A 16,672-nucleotide genomic window follows, 5' to 3' on the forward strand; every position below is an offset into this window, starting at 1 on the left:
GCAAATCATGAAAAATGCAAAGAAAGTAACAATTGGTATGGCTTGTTGTTTAGGAATAGGGTTAGGTACGACTACTGTATTGGCAGAAACTACCACTCTTAATGGTATCGTCACTGTAGCACCAGAACAAAATGCAGTGTTGAACGGGGACTTTAGTCAAATATCAGCTCAATTAGCGAATGGTTGGAGTAATCAATCAGCAGAAAATTGGAAAGTTTGGATTGCAAAAGGTAGTCATAATCCGATTATTGAAATTACAAAGAATCATGAATTAAAAATGAGTGGAACTGAATCATTTAGAGCAGCAGTAACGCAAGAAATTAAAAATATTGACACAGATAAAGAATATTTATTATCTTATCGTGTAAAAACAGAAGACCTACATTCAAAAGGTGTGCATGTTCGTTTACAATTTAAAGATGCAGCCAATAAATCGATTGAACCACATACAGTAACCAAACCAATCATTGATAATTCTGATTGGCAAGAAGTGACAGAAGTGGTCAAACCTCCAAAAGATACCGCTAAAATTTTATTAGAAATCTTTTTTGAACAAGGAACAGGTACAGCTTATATTGATGATGTATCGTTTACTGAGCAAGTTCAAGTAGCGACTGATAGCCAATGGGATGATATTACTGAATTACCATTACCACTAGATAAAGTATTTATTCCACAAGTTGCAGGGGATCAATTAAGTGTAGCAAATGATGAGATTGTTATGATTAAGGATAATATGATTTTCCCTAAAAAGGCAGGTAAAGTAATGTTAACAGTTACCAATCCTGACTTAGGTTATACAAAAGAAATTCCTGTAGTTGTAAGTGAAGCAACACAAGATTATTTCGACGAGATGCGTCAACAATGGTCAGATTCATTAGTGGGAAATCATTTTTATAATGAAAAAAATCCACAAATGCAACAAATGCAAGCTGAAATCGATCAAGATACTAAGGAGTATTTAGCGTCATTGAATCGTGCTGCAGACCGTACATATTTATGGGATGATTTACAATTTGGAACCAAAAAATCATCATCTATTACCAAATCATATCGTCGTATTCAACGTATTGCTCAAGCCGTAACAAATGAACAATCAGCATACTATATGAATAGCGATGCGATAAAAGAGATTAGATCAATGATGGCTTGGATGAATGAGCATATCTACAATGAAACAAAATCAATCGATGGTAACTGGTGGGATTATGAAATTGGTTCCCCAAGAGCATTAGACAATACATTAGTCTTAATGTATCCATATTTTTCAGCAGAAGAAATTACAAATTATACCAAACCAATTGCAAAATTTGTTCCTGATGCAACAATGATGATGATGTTAGTTAATCCAAAACGCGCTATCGGTGGTAATCAAATTGATATTGGTAAAGTAAAATTAATTTCAAATGTTTTAGTAAAAAATGAAGCAGAAGTGAATAAAGCGATTGATGCTATTGGTTCTGTGTTAACGTATAGTAATGGAATTGAAGGCTTTTTCCCTGATGGATCTTATATCGACCATACTAATGTGGCTTATACAGGAGCTTATGGAAATGTTTTAATTGATGGATTTTCTCAATTATTACCAACAATTCAAAAGAGTGAGCACAAGATTCCAACTAATTTATTAAATATTGCGCAAGGTTGGATTGAAAAATCATTTTTACCATTGATTTATAAAGGTGAATTAATGGATATGTCTCGTGGACGTTCTATTAGTCGTGAAAAATCAGAAGACCATGTGGCAGCAGTTGAAGTCTTAAGAGGAGCTGCTAGAATTGCTCAATGTTTTGACGATAGTACTCGTATGAAGTTAGATGGTATGATTAAAGGAATTTTACAGGATGATACTTATTATTCGGTTTACAATAATTTGAAATCATATTCTGATATTGCTTTATTTGAAGATTTATTAGCGGATGATTCTATCCAAGCGACTCACCGTGATTCATATATCGCTTTATTCAATAAGATGAATAAGATTGCTATTTATAATCAAGAAAAAGATATTGCATTTGGCATTAGTATGCATTCTAATCATATTTTAAATTATGAATATATGAATAAAGAAAATGCGCATGGCTGGCATATGGCAGATGGGATGGTATATCTATATAATAATGACTTAGCACAATATAGTGATGGGTATTGGCCAACAATTAATGCCAAACGCTTACCAGGCACAACAGTTGTGGCAGAAGACTTAGAAAGTGGTGGTGCAACATCAACTGTTTCACCAAATGAATTTGTCGGTGGTACACAATTAGACAATCAATACGCAACAGTAGCAATGGACTTTACTAACTGGAATCAAAAATTATCACTTCATAAAGCATGGATTCTATTAGGTGACAAATTAGTCTGTCTAGGTTCAAATATTGTTGATACAGCCAATGAACATGCAGAAACCATCATAGAAAACCGTAAAGTCACTAATCAAGATGCGACTTTATATATTAATGAAACAAAAGCAACAGATGGTCTTCACGAAAAAGCAGAGACAGCTTTTGTAGAATTTAGCGATCATGCAAAAAATATTGGTTATCAATTCTTACAACCAACAGCTCTTCATACTATCAAAGAAACAAGAACCGCTAGTTGGAAAGAGATTAATGCTAATCAATCAGATACACCAGTTACGAATGAATTTATCACATTATGGCAAGAACACCAAGCTAATGTGCCGGATACATACGCTTATGTTATCTATCCAAAACGTACACAAGAAGAATTCGCTAAAGAAATGAAGGACAATCCAATTGAATTAGTTGCCAATACAAATGATCTTCAAATGGTTTTAGATAAATCTGAAAACATTTGGGGTGTTGTGAAGTATACAGATGAAGCGACAAAAGTAGGTGATGATATAACACTAACGGCAAAAGGTGTCTATGTGATTAAAGAAGATAAGCTTAAAAATTGTTATCAACTATCTTATTACAACCCAGAAAATCCTTCTGAAGTAGAACTGTCAACAATTGCAACAACACCAACAGCATCAACTACAGAAATTATTAAAGCTTATACAGAAGATGCACCATATATGGTCTTTTCAATTAGTAAAGAAGACAAAGCAAAAGCCGAACATGAGGCAAAAGTCACAGAAGCTGTAAAAGAAGTTAAAACTCTAACAACTCTAACAGCCGATGAGCAACAAGTATTTATCGACGAACTACAAAAAGCAACTGTCGGTTCGGACTTAAATGTAATCGTTCAAAAAGCAAAAGACTTAGCAGCAGAAAAAGAAGCAAAAGCCGAACATGAGGCAAAAGTTCAAGCAGCTAAGAAACAAATCGAAGCAATGACAGGTTTAACAGATGCTGAAAAAACAAACTTTAACAAACAATTGGATAATACAAAAGTTGGTGACAACTTAACTCCAATCATTGAAGAAGCACAAAAATTATCATCTCAACATATTGCCGAACAAAAACCAAGCAAACAAAGAGGTTGGATTAAAGAAAATGGTTTTTGGACTTACTATAAAAAAGATGGCCAAAAAGCAATTGGCTGGCTACCAGAAGGCAAGAATTGGTATTTCTTTAATGAAAAAGCCGAAATGCAAACTGGTTGGCTAAAAGATGGTAACAATTGGTACTATCTAAAAGACAATGGTCAAATGGCACGTGGTTGGGAAGTAATCAATGGCACATACTATCTATTCAAAGACTGGGGCGGTATGGCTCAAGGCGAATGGATGCCAGTTGGTGAAGATTGGTTCTACATCCATTCAGATGGAACCTATGCCCATGACGAGTGGGTCGGATCCTTCTACTTAAAACAATATGGACACATGGCTCATAATGAATGGATCTATGATAATCATTACCAAAGTTGGTTCTATATCAATGAAGATGGTACTTATGCCCATGATACATGGAATGGTGCTTATTACTTAAAACAATGGGGTCACATGGCTCATAATGAATGGATCTATGATAATCATTACCAAAGCTGGTTCTTTATTAATGAAGATGGCAGCTATGCTCAAAATCAATGGGTAGGTGCATACTACTTAAAAGATTGGGGATACATGGCTCATAATGAATGGATTTATGATAAGAACTATGCAAATTGGTTTAAAGTCGATGCAAATGGATATTATTTACACGATACTTGGGTAGGAGATTACTACCTAAAAACAAATGGAGAAATGGCTAAAGATGAATGGGTTTATAGCGGACATCATTGGTATCATTTTGCCAAAAATGGACAATACATTAAATAAAAGGATGGTAGAAGAATGATTGGATTAGTATTAACAGGACATGGAGAATTTGCTCCAGGATTAGCACAAGCGTTAAAAATGATCGCAGGAAAGCAAGAAGCTTTTAAAATTGTAGCCTTTAAAGAAGATGAACCTTTAGAAACATTAGAAGGAAATATGAAAACAGCGATTGCTGAATTAGAACAAGAAGTAGAAGAAATCATTGTCTGTGCAGACTTATTAGGTGGTAGCCCATTTAAAGCTGCAATGGTAGCAACAGTTGGTAAAGAAAATGTCAAAGTTGTAACAGGTGTCAATTTAGCAATGCTAATTGAAGTGGCAATGACAAGATTATTTGTTGAATCAGTAGATCAATTAGTTGAAAAAGCTATCACAACAGGCCAAACAGCGATTCAAACAATGTCTTTAAATGCTTCAAAACGTGAAGAAGAAGTAGAAGATGAAGATGGAATCTAAGTAAACTACAAAAACGATGTTAGCCACCATACTAGCATCGTTTTTTGTCTAAATTATTTTAAAAAATAGTTTTTTTAGAAAATAAATCTTCAAAAATATGAAAATATCTTGAATTAGATAGCAAGCTAAGGTAACATATAAATTGAGTAAGCGTATACAAAAACGCTAGGGAAATAGGATGGTGATATAATGGATGTAAAAGATCAACAAGCAGCGCAACAATTATTGGAAGAGATTATTGAGCCTACTAATAATTGGAAGATTATACATTATAGTTGTAAAGGTTTCGATGAGATTAGAGCTATTGCAGTCTATTCATTCAAGACAGATACAACAAAAATTATTAAAATGATTGATTTTGCCAACGAAAAAGAGTTCTTTGATACATTTTTTGACTATATTCAAGCATGTGGTACGGATAATTATTTACATTGGAATTTGAATAGTACATTATTTGGCTTTGATGCGATTGTTGATCGATACCAAAAAATTACAAATAAGCTTGATGTTCCAGTGCATATTGTCAATGAAGAACGAATTAATATCGCAAAATTATTAAAAAAATATTATGGAAGAGATTATTTAGTAGCTGAAGAGCCGAAGTTGAATGCGAATCGGGCGTGTTATGATTTTGGAAATTTGAAAAAGACGGATTATGAGCGTCTGATTGAATTGAATGATGCTTTAATGACATTTAAAATTTTAAGCGATGAAAATGAAGCTCATTTATTAGCAGAAAATACTGAAAAAGCCAATCAAAAAGTAGAGCAATCAGTTGCCAATAAAGCAGTCTTATTCAAAGAGATTTTACGTCTTGCTCAAGCCAACGAACTACAAACGGCAAAAGCACATCAAGAGCAACCAAAGCAAAAAGGCACTAAAATCATTCAAACAATCAAAGAAAAAATTAAAAAATAATAAGTCAAAGCCACTACTGAAATCATAAAAAATAAGAAGATATTACTTGAAGAATATTTTTACCATATGTTACAATAAATAAAAAGGGACGTGTTGACGCACGTCCTCAATAGAACCCTAATGGTGGCTACTTAATGATTTTACTTTAAACTAACCGTTCCCGGCTTAAAGGACGGTATTTTGTTCTGTTTTAATTATCGCAAAGACAAGTGTTAAGATTATAATAATGAAATCAATAAAAGAAATGTACAAGAAGAGCGCTTCATAAACAGTCAATTGCTACTCCTTTCCAGTTGCAATACTTAATTTTTATAAGCACCCCTTAAGTTTCTAGTCATTGTTTTGGGTTTTATTTATTTTAGGCGTTCATTTTATCATCTATATAGGTGATGAGATGGACGTCTTTTTAGGTTCAATCATTTATAGGGTTAATGAGTAACATCATTAATCCTATTTTTTATTGATAGTTTGTATGTTTCAGTCACTTTTTGCATATAAATATGAAAAGGTTCATCTTTTCAATGATGGTATATACGTTATAATGAAGATGTAAGCGGTACCGAGATAGAAAGGGGAGGTGTCGATGAGGATATATTCAATCATGGAAGAATTAGTTTCGGCTGATGATTATTTGACGATAGATTATTTTGCTAAAAAGTATGCTGTATCAAAGCGTACGATTCAAAATGACATGTCTTATTTGGTGACAATGTCTTCACGTCATGGCTATCAATTGCATATGCGTCGTGGGCGTGGGTATTTATTAGAAATTATTAATCAAGATTTATTAGATTATTTTATAGTTTTTTTAAAAAGTAATATGAAGATGGAAGCTAAGGAGCGCACAAAGAGTATTGCGATTTATTTGGTGTGTCAGCCGGATTTTGTCTCAATGGCACAAGTGGGTGATGAGTTCCAAATTTCGACGACAAGTGTTAAGAAGGATTTGGCTGAGGTTGAAGAATTTTTGGCAGCGTATCAGTTAGTTTTAGAGAAGAAGCGTCATTATGGGATTCGTGTGGTTGGTGATTGTGTTAAGGTGAAGAAGTTATTGTTTGATACTTATTTTGAGGATAATCTTTATCTAAAAAGCAAATTGTCAGAGATTGAGGAAAAGTTTTCTCAAGTGAATTCTTTGTTAATGAAGCAGATTGAAAAGGAAGAGTTAAGTATTAATTACCATGAATTAAAGAATGTGATTATTTGGTTAGAGGTGTCGACTTTATATCATATGGCACATCCTAAAAAAGTTTCTCCAATACGGTTGAAGGCAGATTCGGCTATTGAGCGTGTCTGTTGGAAGTTGAAGGAGATGTTGGAGGCCAATTTTTCTATTGTTGTGAATCAGGAGTCTTTTACTCAAATAGTGCAAGTAATGGAGATTAATATTCGTCAAAAAGTGCTGACGGATTCTATATCCGATAGTTTGAAGCAGGATGTGGAGGAGTTTTTGGTACAAGTTGATGAGGAGTATGATACGAATTTTCAAGCTGATGAGGCGTTTAAGGAGTCGTTATATATGCATGTCTCTTTATTGATTGACCGTCTATATCAGAAGATTTCATATAAAAATTCACTTATTAAAGAGATTTGTATTCGTTATCCGATGATTTTCAATATTGCGATTTTGTTTAGTGATATGTTGAAAGAAAAATACAATGTTGAAGTTACTCAAGATGAGGCGGGCTTTATTGCGACTCATTTTGCGGCTCATATGGAGAAGGAGCGTGAGCGTAAGTTTGAGCGTTTTAATAGGATTGGGGTGGTCTGCTCGTCAGGTGGCGGTAGTGCTTTTTTATTAAAATTACAAATTGAGTCGCTTTTTACTAAGGCGGAAGTTGAGGCTTTTAATTATTTGCAAATGAGGGAATTGCAGCAATTTGAGCCGGATTTGATTTTTACGATTATGCCTTTGAGTCAAGAATTTGATGCGCCGGTTATTTTCATTAAGGAGATGCTAGATGATTTGGATTTGGTGAGAATTCGTCAAGTTTTGCAGTTTGATAATTGTGATTCGTTTTCGATTGAGGATATTAAGGAGTATCCGTATGAGATTTTTAATCGGGATTTCTTTAAGGTGAGTCGTGAGCGAGATTATCTGAAGATTTTAACTGAGATGGCTCAGGAGATTGAGGATTGTGGCTTTGGTGATCAGTATTATCTTAAAAATGTTTTGGAGCGTGAGGAGTATATGTCGACGATTTATATGAATGGTGTGGCGATTCCTCACCCAATTGAGTTGTCGGCCAAGAAGAATGTGTTGTCGGTCTGTATTTTGGAGGAGCCGTTGATGCATGATGGTCGTGAGGTTCAATTGATTTTTATGGTGTGTTTGACCAAGAATGATTACGAGATTCATAAAGAGATTACTAAAAAGTTGTATTTATTAATGAAGGACCAGTTACGCTTACAGTATATTTTACAGCATAAGACATTTGATGAATTGATGATCATTTTGAAAGAAATGGATGGTGTGAATTTATGAATGAAGAATTATTGATCAGACTTAGTAATGCGGATGCGGTGGCGTCTAAGGAGTCTGAGGTTCGTGATATTTTAAAAGAGGAAATGTGTGCTTCGTCCGATGAAGTGATGTATGACAAGATTGGCAGTACGATATTCCATCAAAGAGGCACTCAGGAGGATGGCGTGAAAGTCATGTTTTGTGCCCATATGGATGAGGTTGGTTTTTTAGTGCGCCATATTTCAGAGATTGGCTTTTTATATTTGGTGACTCTGGGTGGTGTTTTAGATAAGGCGAAGGAGAATCAACGGGTGCGTGTGACAACGGCGGCTGGTCAGAAGGTCTATGGCATCTTGAATGTGACTAAGACGGATAAGGGCGCTGTTAAGGAGATGTATGTTGATTTAGGCGTGGATTCTAAGGAAGAAGTTGCTGCTTTAGGCGTGGAGATTGGTGATATGGTTACTTTTGATAGTCATTGTACACCATTTAATCGTCCGGAAGTCTATGCTGGGAAGGCGATGGATGATCGGACGGGCTGTTATGTGATTTGTGAGGCGTTAAAACGTCTTAAAACCTTGGAGCATCAAGCGGATATTTATATGGCGGCGACTAGTAGTGAAGAGGTGGGGGTTCGTGGTGGCAAATTAGCGACTTATCGCGTTAATCCGGATATTGTCTTTGCGGTGGATGTGGCGAATAATCCTGAATTAGTTAAAAATTATGCGAATCACCGCCTAATTGGGCATGGTCCGATGATTGTGCATTATGATCGGATGCTGGCGCCTAATGAGAAGTTGCTGCGATTTGTTAAGGAAACAGCCAAAAAACACCAGATTCCCTATCAAGCCGATATGTTTGGTGGTGGCGGAACGGATGCTGGGAGTGCCCATTTATCACGTGAGGGTAAGTTAGCTTTAGTGATTGGCATTCCGCTACGTTATTGTCATGCGCCATGGTCGTTAACCCATATGGCTGATTTGGAACATACGATTGAGTTGATCGTTAGAATAGCAACTAGTCTAACAAAAGAAAAATATCAAGAATTTATCTCTTTTTAAGGAGTGAGGATAATGACGGAATTTGAGCAAAGTGTCATGACCTTAATTGCCAGTGCAGGCGAAAGTAAGACAAAAGCCTTCGAAGCATTGAAATTGGTCAAAGAGTCAAAATATGAGGAAGCAAGAAAATTATTGGATGAGGCAAGAGAGGAGGATATTGAGGCTCATAAGATACAAACCCAATTAATTATTAATGAAATGAATGGAGGCGACAATCGACCAGAATTGAATTTATTGATGGTTCATGCGCAAGATCACTATATGACGGCGCAATTGGCACGTGATTTGATTGAAGAGATGATTAATGTATTTGAAGCGAAGGAGGCAAAATAAGATGAAAATTGTATTATGTTGTGCAGGTGGCTTTTCAACTACGATGTTAATGGATAATATGAAAAAAATTGTTCATGATAGTAAAAAATTAGATGAGGCAGATTTTGAGTTTAAAGCAATTCCGGTTGATTTATTGAATGCTGAAGTGGAAGATACCGATGTGTTAGTCATCGGACCGCAAATTGCGCACAAAATTGACTATATCAAACCCATTATCGATCCATACCATATTCCGCATGTGATTGTTGATAAAGATACATACGGTAAAATGGATGGCGCAACAGTTATGAAAATGGTCTTAATTGCTAAAAAGAAAGCTGATATGAACAAATAAATGAACTAGTACACACTTTACATGAAAGGGAGGAATTATGATGTCTAATAAATTTGAGAGTTTCATGAATAAATATTTGAACCCGCTGGCGAATAAGATGGATAAGCAAGTTCACCTAAGCGCCATTAAAAAATCAATGGTAGCTTTAACGCCACTATTAATTATTGGAAGTTTCTGTTTGATTCCTGAAGCGATTCCTAATATGATCGGTGAAGATAATGCATTATCACAATGGATTTTAGCGAACCTTGATATGATTTATATCCCGTTTAAAGTTGGGATGGCTTTGATGAGTTTATATGTTACAGCCTTTATTGCCTATCATTTAGCACGTTCTTACAAACTAGACGTACCTGGAACCATCAGTATGGCTATTATCTCATTCTTAATGTTAGCAGTTGATTATACTGAAGATGGTGGCATTATGACTAGTTTCTTAGGGCCTAAAGGATTATTCACAGCGATGTTCGCATCAATTGTGGCTGTTGAGTTATTCCGCTGGTGTAAAAAGAAAAACTTCACAATTAAAATGCCAGAAGATGTACCTGATTTTGTCTCACGCTCATTTGAGATGATTCCAATCTCAGTCATTATTATTGGATTCTTCTTATTAATCCGTATTATTTGTGTGAATGGTCTGGATGTCTTACCACCAATGATTTTCACCATGTTGTTTGCGCCATTAGTAGGGTCTATGGACAATCCATTTGCGGTTACTTTCTTACAAATGTTGCGTTGTCTATTATTCTTCTTTGGTATTCACCCATCTGTTTTGAGTCCCATCACCAGTCCAATTTCTACTCAATTCTTAGCGGAAAATATTGAAGCAGTACAAGCGGGCGGACAAGCAATGCACTTCTTTACGCCTGGTGTTGAATCAGCATTCGGTAACTTTACTGGTACAGGGGTGACAATTGGTTTAGTATTCTGGTGCTTATTATCTAAATCTAAAGCACAAAAACAAGTTGGTCGTGTCGCATTAATTCCTGCACTATTTGGTATTAATGAACCAATCTTATTCGGTGCACCAATCGTATTAAACCCAATCTTCTTCATTCCATACGTAATCTGTGGCGGTATCATTGGTACAATTCCACACTGGATGATGCACTTTGGCTGGGTGAAATGTTCAATCTTCACTCCACCATATGTAGGGGTATTCCTAGAAGGTTGGCTAACAAACTTAGATGCCATGTCACTAGTCGCAAATGGTATCCAATTAGTCTTATCAATCTTAATTTGGTATCCATTCTTCAAATTATATGAAAAACGTGAATTACAACGTGAAGAAAAAAGCGATGAAGCGAAATCGATTATTTCCAAAGAAGATGCTGCTTTATTAGATGACTTAGATTTAGACTTCTAATGATTAAGACAAATTAAGGCAGGCCTCGTGCTTGCCTTTTTTTATCAGGTAAAATCAAAGAGGAGATGAGCTTTTGGCAAAACATATTCAGAAAATTCAGGCATTTCTACACGAACAATGACTGATATGAAGGAAGTGTCAAAAGATTTAGTAATCTTAGAAATGGAAGGTGATTAGGAATGGAGTATCATTTTGATGAAGTAAATAACCGCTTAGGAACTTATTGCACACAATGGGATTATATTGAAGATCGTTTTGGTGAAAAAGATTTGCTGCCATTTTCGATTTCAGATACGGACTTTAAAATTCCTAAGCCCATAACCGAAAAAATAGTTGACGTAGCCAAGCATGAAATTTATGGTTATACAAGATGGAATCACTATGATTTTAAAGGTGCCATTAGCCAGTATTTTGATCGTCGCTTTACTACGCAGATAAAGGAAGACTGGGTGATGTATTCACCAAGTGTTATGTATTCAATCGCTGTCTTAATACGCATGTTTTCTGAAGAAGGTGAGAAGGTCGTTAGTTTTAATCCAATGTATGATGCGTTCTTTAATGTTGTCGAAGCCAATCATCGCCAATTAGTATCGCATCATTTACAAAAGGTGGACGGCGACTTCTTGATTGATTTTGAGCTATTAGACCAACAATTAAGTGACGCCAAAATATTATTATTATGTTCACCGCATAATCCGACAGGCCGCATTTGGACGGAAAAGGAATTAAAACAGCTCATCGCATTATGTAAAAAGCATCAAGTTAAGATTATTTCCGATGAGATTCACATGGATATGCAATTGAAAAGTCGGGTGCATCAACCAATTTTGAAGTATGTTACTGATTATGAGGAATTATATCTCGTGTCATCTTGCTCGAAAACTTTGAACGTACCTGGCTTAATCGGCTCTTATTTAATCGTGCCACAAGATTGGGTCAGAGAAGAATTCTTAGTCCAAACAAGGAAACGTGACTTCTTAAACTCTGCCAGCATCTTCGGCATGTACGCTACAATGGTCGGCTATACCCAATGTGACGATTACGTTGATCAATTAGTCGATTACATCCGTGAAAATATGCGTCTAGTCGCAGAATTTATTAAGACTGAATTACCAGACTTCCAATTCAAGATGCCAGACGGTACTTATCTAGCTTGGATCGACGCAAGAAATGTTCCATTTACCTCAGAACAGATTCAAGATGCCCTCATCCACATCGGCAAAGTAGCCATCATGAAAGGCGAAATCTATGGCATAAACGGTGAAAAATACCTCCGCTTAAATTGCGGCTGCCCAAAAGCCAAACTAATAGAAGGCCTCCACCGCTTCAAAAAAGCCATGGATTATCTATATGAAATGGAAGAAACAAAGGGATAAGTGGAGGAATTCCAACAGTAACAGCTCCTGGATCAGTTAAAAAGCTACACAAGTCAAATATAACAATCACAGTCATAAATAAAAAATAAAATAGTAACGAAACCAAACTAGTCTCAGAAATGGGGCTAGTTTTTTTGAAAACAAGAAAATGAATGAAAACGAATGAAAAAATATTCCCCCCCTAACTAAAACAACTAAAATTTGCTATAATAAAAATATAAAGTAACAATAATCTGAAGTGCCAAAGGGGGGAGTCAAATGAAATATACAGGTAAATATAAGAAAATGGCAGATAACTTACGTGAAGAAGGTTATGATGAACCGACCATTAAAGAATTAATACAATACGAAATTGAGCGTGATAATTATTTAAAAATGCATGATATTACAGAACTTGAAGCAGCTAGAGTTTGGCAACAAATTCCAGAAGATGTGCAACGTAGAATATTAAAAAATGCTTATTGTGTTAAATGCGGTTCAACAACATTTACTGAAAAGTATAATTTGAGAAATAACTTCCTTGGTATTCAAGTGAATGGTTACTGCTCTAAATGCGGAGGACGTATCACAAGGGTTGTTGAAATTAGCGAATCATAAGCTATGAACTGAATGCTTAATCTTATAAGGAAAGTTCTTGAATTATACATAAAGTTAACGATATGTCTTGAGTTCTTTAAGTATTTGGACTTCTATGGTAGTTGATGTATACTATAAAAAGATAATACTTTGATAAGGGGAGTTGTGCGTGTGCAATAAACAAGTTTTAGATCAGCAAACAGATGCCGTAAAGTGTCAGGTGTTACAAGATGCAATAGAAAATAAGTCACTAGTATTGGTACAATTAGATTTGTATTCGAATAGTGGGATACCATCGCAATTTTTAGCCTCTGTTGAGGGGATATTAAAGAATCGAGTTATCTTTCAAAAGGATGGCTGTCTAAAGACATACCAATTAGCTAATATTAGTGCAGTAAAAGAACAAATATAAATCTATGACCCAGTGAGAGTGAGTAAAACTTTTGCGGGTTTTTCTTTTTAGCGCGTGTATAGTTAATGGAATTTTTGGTATTAATTTTTAAATATTTTTAAATTTAGTGCCAAGAAATCTCCGAAGCTTTAGCTTTGTGGGATGAATTCTTATATCAAGATATTTTTGATACAATCATTATTGAGGGAGATAAAATAAATGATTGTAAAAGTGGAAGCCATAATAAATATTTGTTATAATATCATCAAAAAAATATATAGAAAAGCAAGGTTAGGAGGTGTTGTAAATAATGAACTATAATAAAGCTATCAAGTATAGAGTCTACCCCCAAAAAAATCAAGAAGAATTATTGCAAAAGACATTCGGTTGTTGTAGAAAAATATGGAACTTAATGTTATCAGACAAGATTGATTATTACAGAGAAACAAAAGAATCATTGAAAACCACACCTGCCCAGTATAAAAAAGACTATCCTTACCTAAAGGAAGTAGATAGCCTAGCTTTAGCTAATGTTCAGTTGAATTTACAAACGGCATACAAGAATTTTTTTAGAGATAAAAAGGCTGGATCCCCTAAATTCAAGTCAGCATGAGTGCATAATAAAAAATAGAGTATAGTAGGGTAGGAACTACCCAAACTTATACGCTTGTGGACTTTTTGTAAGACGGAGGAATAATCAATTAGATTAGGAAACGCAGGAGAGGACGAAACAAGAAGTACCTAAGCTTTAGCTTAGTGTGTAGTTCATAGAATATAAAATAAAATTATGCTAAAATAAACATTATTTAGATAAAAAATAAATAGGAAAGGATTCAAAAATGGACGATACGAAAATAGAAACAAAAGCTTTTAAAAAAATAAAATAACTATATCAATATTATTAATTTCAATATAACTTCAACCAATTAATGATATTGATATATTATTAATACAAAATTAATTGAGGTGGTTATATGATGAAAAAGAATGCATACTTAAAATTATTAGAATATGTAAAATCTAATAATATCAAAGAATTTAGAAATATTATTTTCAATATGAATGAAATAGATATTGCTATACTTATAAATGATTTGGATTTAGAGATAGCAGTTGTTTTTTTTAGAATGTTACCAAAAGAGATATCTGTAAATGTATTTTCGCATCTTGATATTGAAAAGCAAAAAATAATTATTGATGCTATTAGTAATAAAGAAATTAATAATATTATTGAAAAGTTATACACTGATGATGCAGTAGATTTGATTGAGGAGTTACCAGCAAATGTTGTTAAAAGAGTTTTAGATAATGCTAGTAATGAAACAAGAAATATAATCAATGAATATCTAAAATATCCTGAAAATTCAGCAGGAAGTATTATGACATCTGAATATATAGGATTAAAAAAAGATATGACAGTGAAGGAATCTTTTTCATATATCAGAAAATATGGTGAAAATAAAGAAACATTATATATGTGTTATGTTATGGATAATACTAGAAATTTATTAGGTGTTGTTTCATTGCAAACACTCATAATGAATGATGATAAAATTAACATAAATGATATTATGGATACAAATATCATTCAGGTAAATACGGAAGATAGTAAGGAAACGGTCATTAATATTTTTAATAAATATAAATTATTAACCTTACCTGTTGTTGATAAAGAAAATAGATTAGTTGGTATTATAACGGCTGATGATATTGTTGATGTAGCCGAAGAAGAAGTGACAGAAGACTTTGAAAAGATGGCAGCCATGCTTCCTTCTGAGAATTCTTATCTTAAAACAAGTATCTTCGAGTTATCAAAGAATAGAATACCTTGGCTAATGGTACTTATGATTAGTTCAATGTTAACAGGTAGTATTTTAAGTAAATATGAGGAAGCATTCTCTGTTTTACCATTATTGGTTACATTTATTCCTATGCTTACAGATACTGGTGGAAATGCTGGATCACAGTCATCTACTATGATAATTAGGGGTATTGCATTGGGTGAGATAAAAAATAGTGATTGGATAAAAGTTTTATTTAAAGAATTTGGTGTTTCTATTATATGCGGTTTTGCTTTAGGTGTTGTCAATTTTTTACGATTAATGCTTCAATATCCTGGACAAAAATTATTAGTTCTAACAGTGGTATTAAGTTTATTTGTGACCGTTATTATAGCAAAAGTGATTGGTGGATTACTACCTATAGGCGCAAAATTATTAAAATTAGACCCAGCTATAATGGCTGCTCCACTAATTACCACAATAGTAGATGCATTAAGTTTAATTATCTATTTTTATATTGCTATGAATTTATTACAGTTAAGCTAATATGAAGTCGAGAAAAAAGTTGATGATAAAAAGAAATAAGTGTAAGGATAAAGGGTTCTATAATTTATAGGGTTGATGAGTAAAATCATTGATCCTATTTTTTAGGCTGTCTTTGCTTTTGCGGGTGGTAGTCAGGAGACTTTAACAGTTGGTTCGGCATTGATGTTTATTACTTTGCCGAAAGCTTTCTTAGGGATGAGTGCTGGTCGTGTGATTGGTATGGGATTCTTTATGATGGTATTTTTGGCAGCTTTGACGTCTTCGATTGCCTTGATGGAGGCTGTTACTTCTATTTTTATGGATTTGTTTGCGATTAGTATACGTAAGGCGACTGCGATTACTTTGTTGTATGCTTTGCCTTTTGGGGGAGTTATCTCGCTTGGTTATAAATTTGCGGCGAAAACCCACATGCTTGCGTGCGGGATGAAAGCGGCTTCTCTTTACTTGACAATAGCATATAATAAACATATATAATATATGTATAAACAAAACATAGAAAGCAAATGGCCATAATGGTACGACCTAAAAAAGATAACATACAAATCCATATTTCCATCCCAGCCGAGTGGAAAAAGGAACTTGAAAACTTTGCATGTATTTACAGTAATTAAGTATATTGAGGAGTAGAAAAGCCATGATTGACAAAGGATACAACAAAATTCTGAAAAAATATCATAAACTTTCTGACAGGCATATTTTGGTCGTTGAGACCGATATGCCTTATTCTGTTGTACTTAAAGTTGTGGCTCTTTCTGATAAGATACGCAAAGCAGGTAATGAGCTTGTTAGACTGATAAGAAAAAATTATGGCCAACTTCTACGTACAAAGAGATACCGTAAAT

Annotated in this window: 14 protein-coding genes and 1 pseudogene; all 15 read left to right on the forward strand. The window is 34.4% G+C overall.

Translation table 11 applies throughout. The annotated features are described in order from the left end of the window. The first annotated feature begins 7 nt into the window (after nt 1-7). Nucleotides 8-4,228, forward strand: coding sequence for a polysaccharide lyase family 8 super-sandwich domain-containing protein (locus BMX09_RS06020; RefSeq protein WP_089746801.1), 4,221 nt, complete (start codon nt 8-10; stop codon nt 4,226-4,228). Nucleotides 4,229-4,243: 15 nt separating this feature from the next. After that, the gene (agaF, locus tag BMX09_RS06025; RefSeq protein WP_089746802.1) at nt 4,244-4,684 is read left to right on the forward strand and encodes a PTS galactosamine/N-acetylgalactosamine transporter subunit IIA; all 441 of its coding nucleotides are present in this window, start codon (nt 4,244-4,246) and stop codon (nt 4,682-4,684) included. 189 nt (nt 4,685-4,873) lie between these two features. Next, nucleotides 4,874-5,602 carry a hypothetical protein gene (locus BMX09_RS06030; protein WP_089746803.1) on the forward strand — a complete coding sequence of 243 codons (729 nt, stop codon included), beginning with the start codon at nt 4,874-4,876 and terminating at the stop codon, nt 5,600-5,602. A gap of 583 nt (nt 5,603-6,185) precedes the next feature. Beyond that, a complete protein-coding gene (locus BMX09_RS06035; protein WP_089746804.1) occupies nt 6,186-8,087 on the forward strand; it encodes a BglG family transcription antiterminator in 1,902 nt (633 codons plus the stop codon). Next, entirely contained in the window at nt 8,084-9,127 is a 1,044-nt protein-coding gene (ypdE, locus tag BMX09_RS06040) for an aminopeptidase (RefSeq protein WP_089746805.1), read from the forward strand. The genes BMX09_RS06035 and ypdE overlap by 4 nt, the downstream gene beginning before the upstream one ends. A gap of 9 nt (nt 9,128-9,136) precedes the next feature. Beyond that, nucleotides 9,137-9,460, forward strand: coding sequence for a PTS lactose/cellobiose transporter subunit IIA (locus BMX09_RS06045; RefSeq protein ID WP_456152173.1), 324 nt, complete (start codon nt 9,137-9,139; stop codon nt 9,458-9,460). A gap of 1 nt (nt 9,461) precedes the next feature. Beyond that, nucleotides 9,462-9,794, forward strand: a complete 333-nt coding sequence (locus BMX09_RS06050; protein ID WP_089746807.1) for a PTS sugar transporter subunit IIB — start codon at nt 9,462-9,464, stop codon at nt 9,792-9,794. A 40-nt stretch (nt 9,795-9,834) separates the two neighbouring features. Continuing rightward, entirely contained in the window at nt 9,835-11,160 is a 1,326-nt protein-coding gene (locus tag BMX09_RS06055) for a PTS sugar transporter subunit IIC (protein WP_089746808.1), read from the forward strand. Nucleotides 11,161-11,339: 179 nt separating this feature from the next. After that, entirely contained in the window at nt 11,340-12,536 is a 1,197-nt protein-coding gene (locus BMX09_RS06060; protein ID WP_089746809.1) for a MalY/PatB family protein, read from the forward strand. A gap of 258 nt (nt 12,537-12,794) precedes the next feature. Beyond that, a complete protein-coding gene (locus tag BMX09_RS06065; protein ID WP_089746810.1) occupies nt 12,795-13,133 on the forward strand; it encodes an adenylate kinase family protein in 339 nt (112 codons plus the stop codon). A gap of 148 nt (nt 13,134-13,281) precedes the next feature. Next, nucleotides 13,282-13,524 (forward strand): hypothetical protein, encoded by a 243-nt coding sequence (locus BMX09_RS06070; RefSeq protein WP_089746811.1) that lies wholly within the window; start codon nt 13,282-13,284, stop codon nt 13,522-13,524. Between the two features lie 289 nt (nt 13,525-13,813). Continuing rightward, the gene (locus BMX09_RS06075; protein ID WP_089746812.1) at nt 13,814-14,116 is read left to right on the forward strand and encodes a helix-turn-helix domain-containing protein; all 303 of its coding nucleotides are present in this window, start codon (nt 13,814-13,816) and stop codon (nt 14,114-14,116) included. A 364-nt stretch (nt 14,117-14,480) separates the two neighbouring features. After that, nucleotides 14,481-15,830 (forward strand): magnesium transporter, encoded by a 1,350-nt coding sequence (mgtE, locus tag BMX09_RS06080; protein WP_089746813.1) that lies wholly within the window; start codon nt 14,481-14,483, stop codon nt 15,828-15,830. 156 nt (nt 15,831-15,986) lie between these two features. Beyond that, nucleotides 15,987-16,304 (forward strand): annotated as a pseudogene (locus tag BMX09_RS06085) (hypothetical protein); the annotation flags it as partial. Between the two features lie 160 nt (nt 16,305-16,464). After that, a partial coding sequence (locus BMX09_RS06090; protein WP_218138926.1) for a hypothetical protein occupies nt 16,465-16,672 on the forward strand: 208 nt, incomplete at its 3' end.

The organism is Granulicatella balaenopterae (assembly GCF_900111135.1).
Classification (GTDB): Bacteria; Bacillota; Bacilli; order Lactobacillales; family Aerococcaceae; genus Granulicatella; species Granulicatella balaenopterae.

Excerpts from the sequence above, each read along its gene's own strand:
- BMX09_RS06055 (WP_089746808.1), top strand. The coding sequence starts at position 9,835 with ATGTCTAATAAATTTGAGAGTTTCATGAATAAATATTTGAACCCGCTG.
- ypdE (WP_089746805.1), top strand. The coding sequence starts at position 8,084 with ATGAATGAAGAATTATTGATCAGACTTAGTAATGCGGATGCGGTGGCG.
- BMX09_RS06065 (WP_089746810.1), top strand. The coding sequence starts at position 12,795 with ATGAAATATACAGGTAAATATAAGAAAATGGCAGATAACTTACGTGAA.
- mgtE (WP_089746813.1), top strand. The coding sequence starts at position 14,481 with ATGAAAAAGAATGCATACTTAAAATTATTAGAATATGTAAAATCTAAT.
- agaF (WP_089746802.1), top strand. The coding sequence starts at position 4,244 with ATGATTGGATTAGTATTAACAGGACATGGAGAATTTGCTCCAGGATTA.
- BMX09_RS06030 (WP_089746803.1), top strand. The coding sequence starts at position 4,874 with ATGGATGTAAAAGATCAACAAGCAGCGCAACAATTATTGGAAGAGATT.
- BMX09_RS06060 (WP_089746809.1), top strand. The coding sequence starts at position 11,340 with ATGGAGTATCATTTTGATGAAGTAAATAACCGCTTAGGAACTTATTGC.
- BMX09_RS06075 (WP_089746812.1), top strand. The coding sequence starts at position 13,814 with ATGAACTATAATAAAGCTATCAAGTATAGAGTCTACCCCCAAAAAAAT.
- BMX09_RS06035 (WP_089746804.1), top strand. The coding sequence starts at position 6,186 with ATGAGGATATATTCAATCATGGAAGAATTAGTTTCGGCTGATGATTAT.
- BMX09_RS06020 (WP_089746801.1), top strand. The coding sequence starts at position 8 with ATGAAAAATGCAAAGAAAGTAACAATTGGTATGGCTTGTTGTTTAGGA.
- BMX09_RS06050 (WP_089746807.1), top strand. The coding sequence starts at position 9,462 with ATGAAAATTGTATTATGTTGTGCAGGTGGCTTTTCAACTACGATGTTA.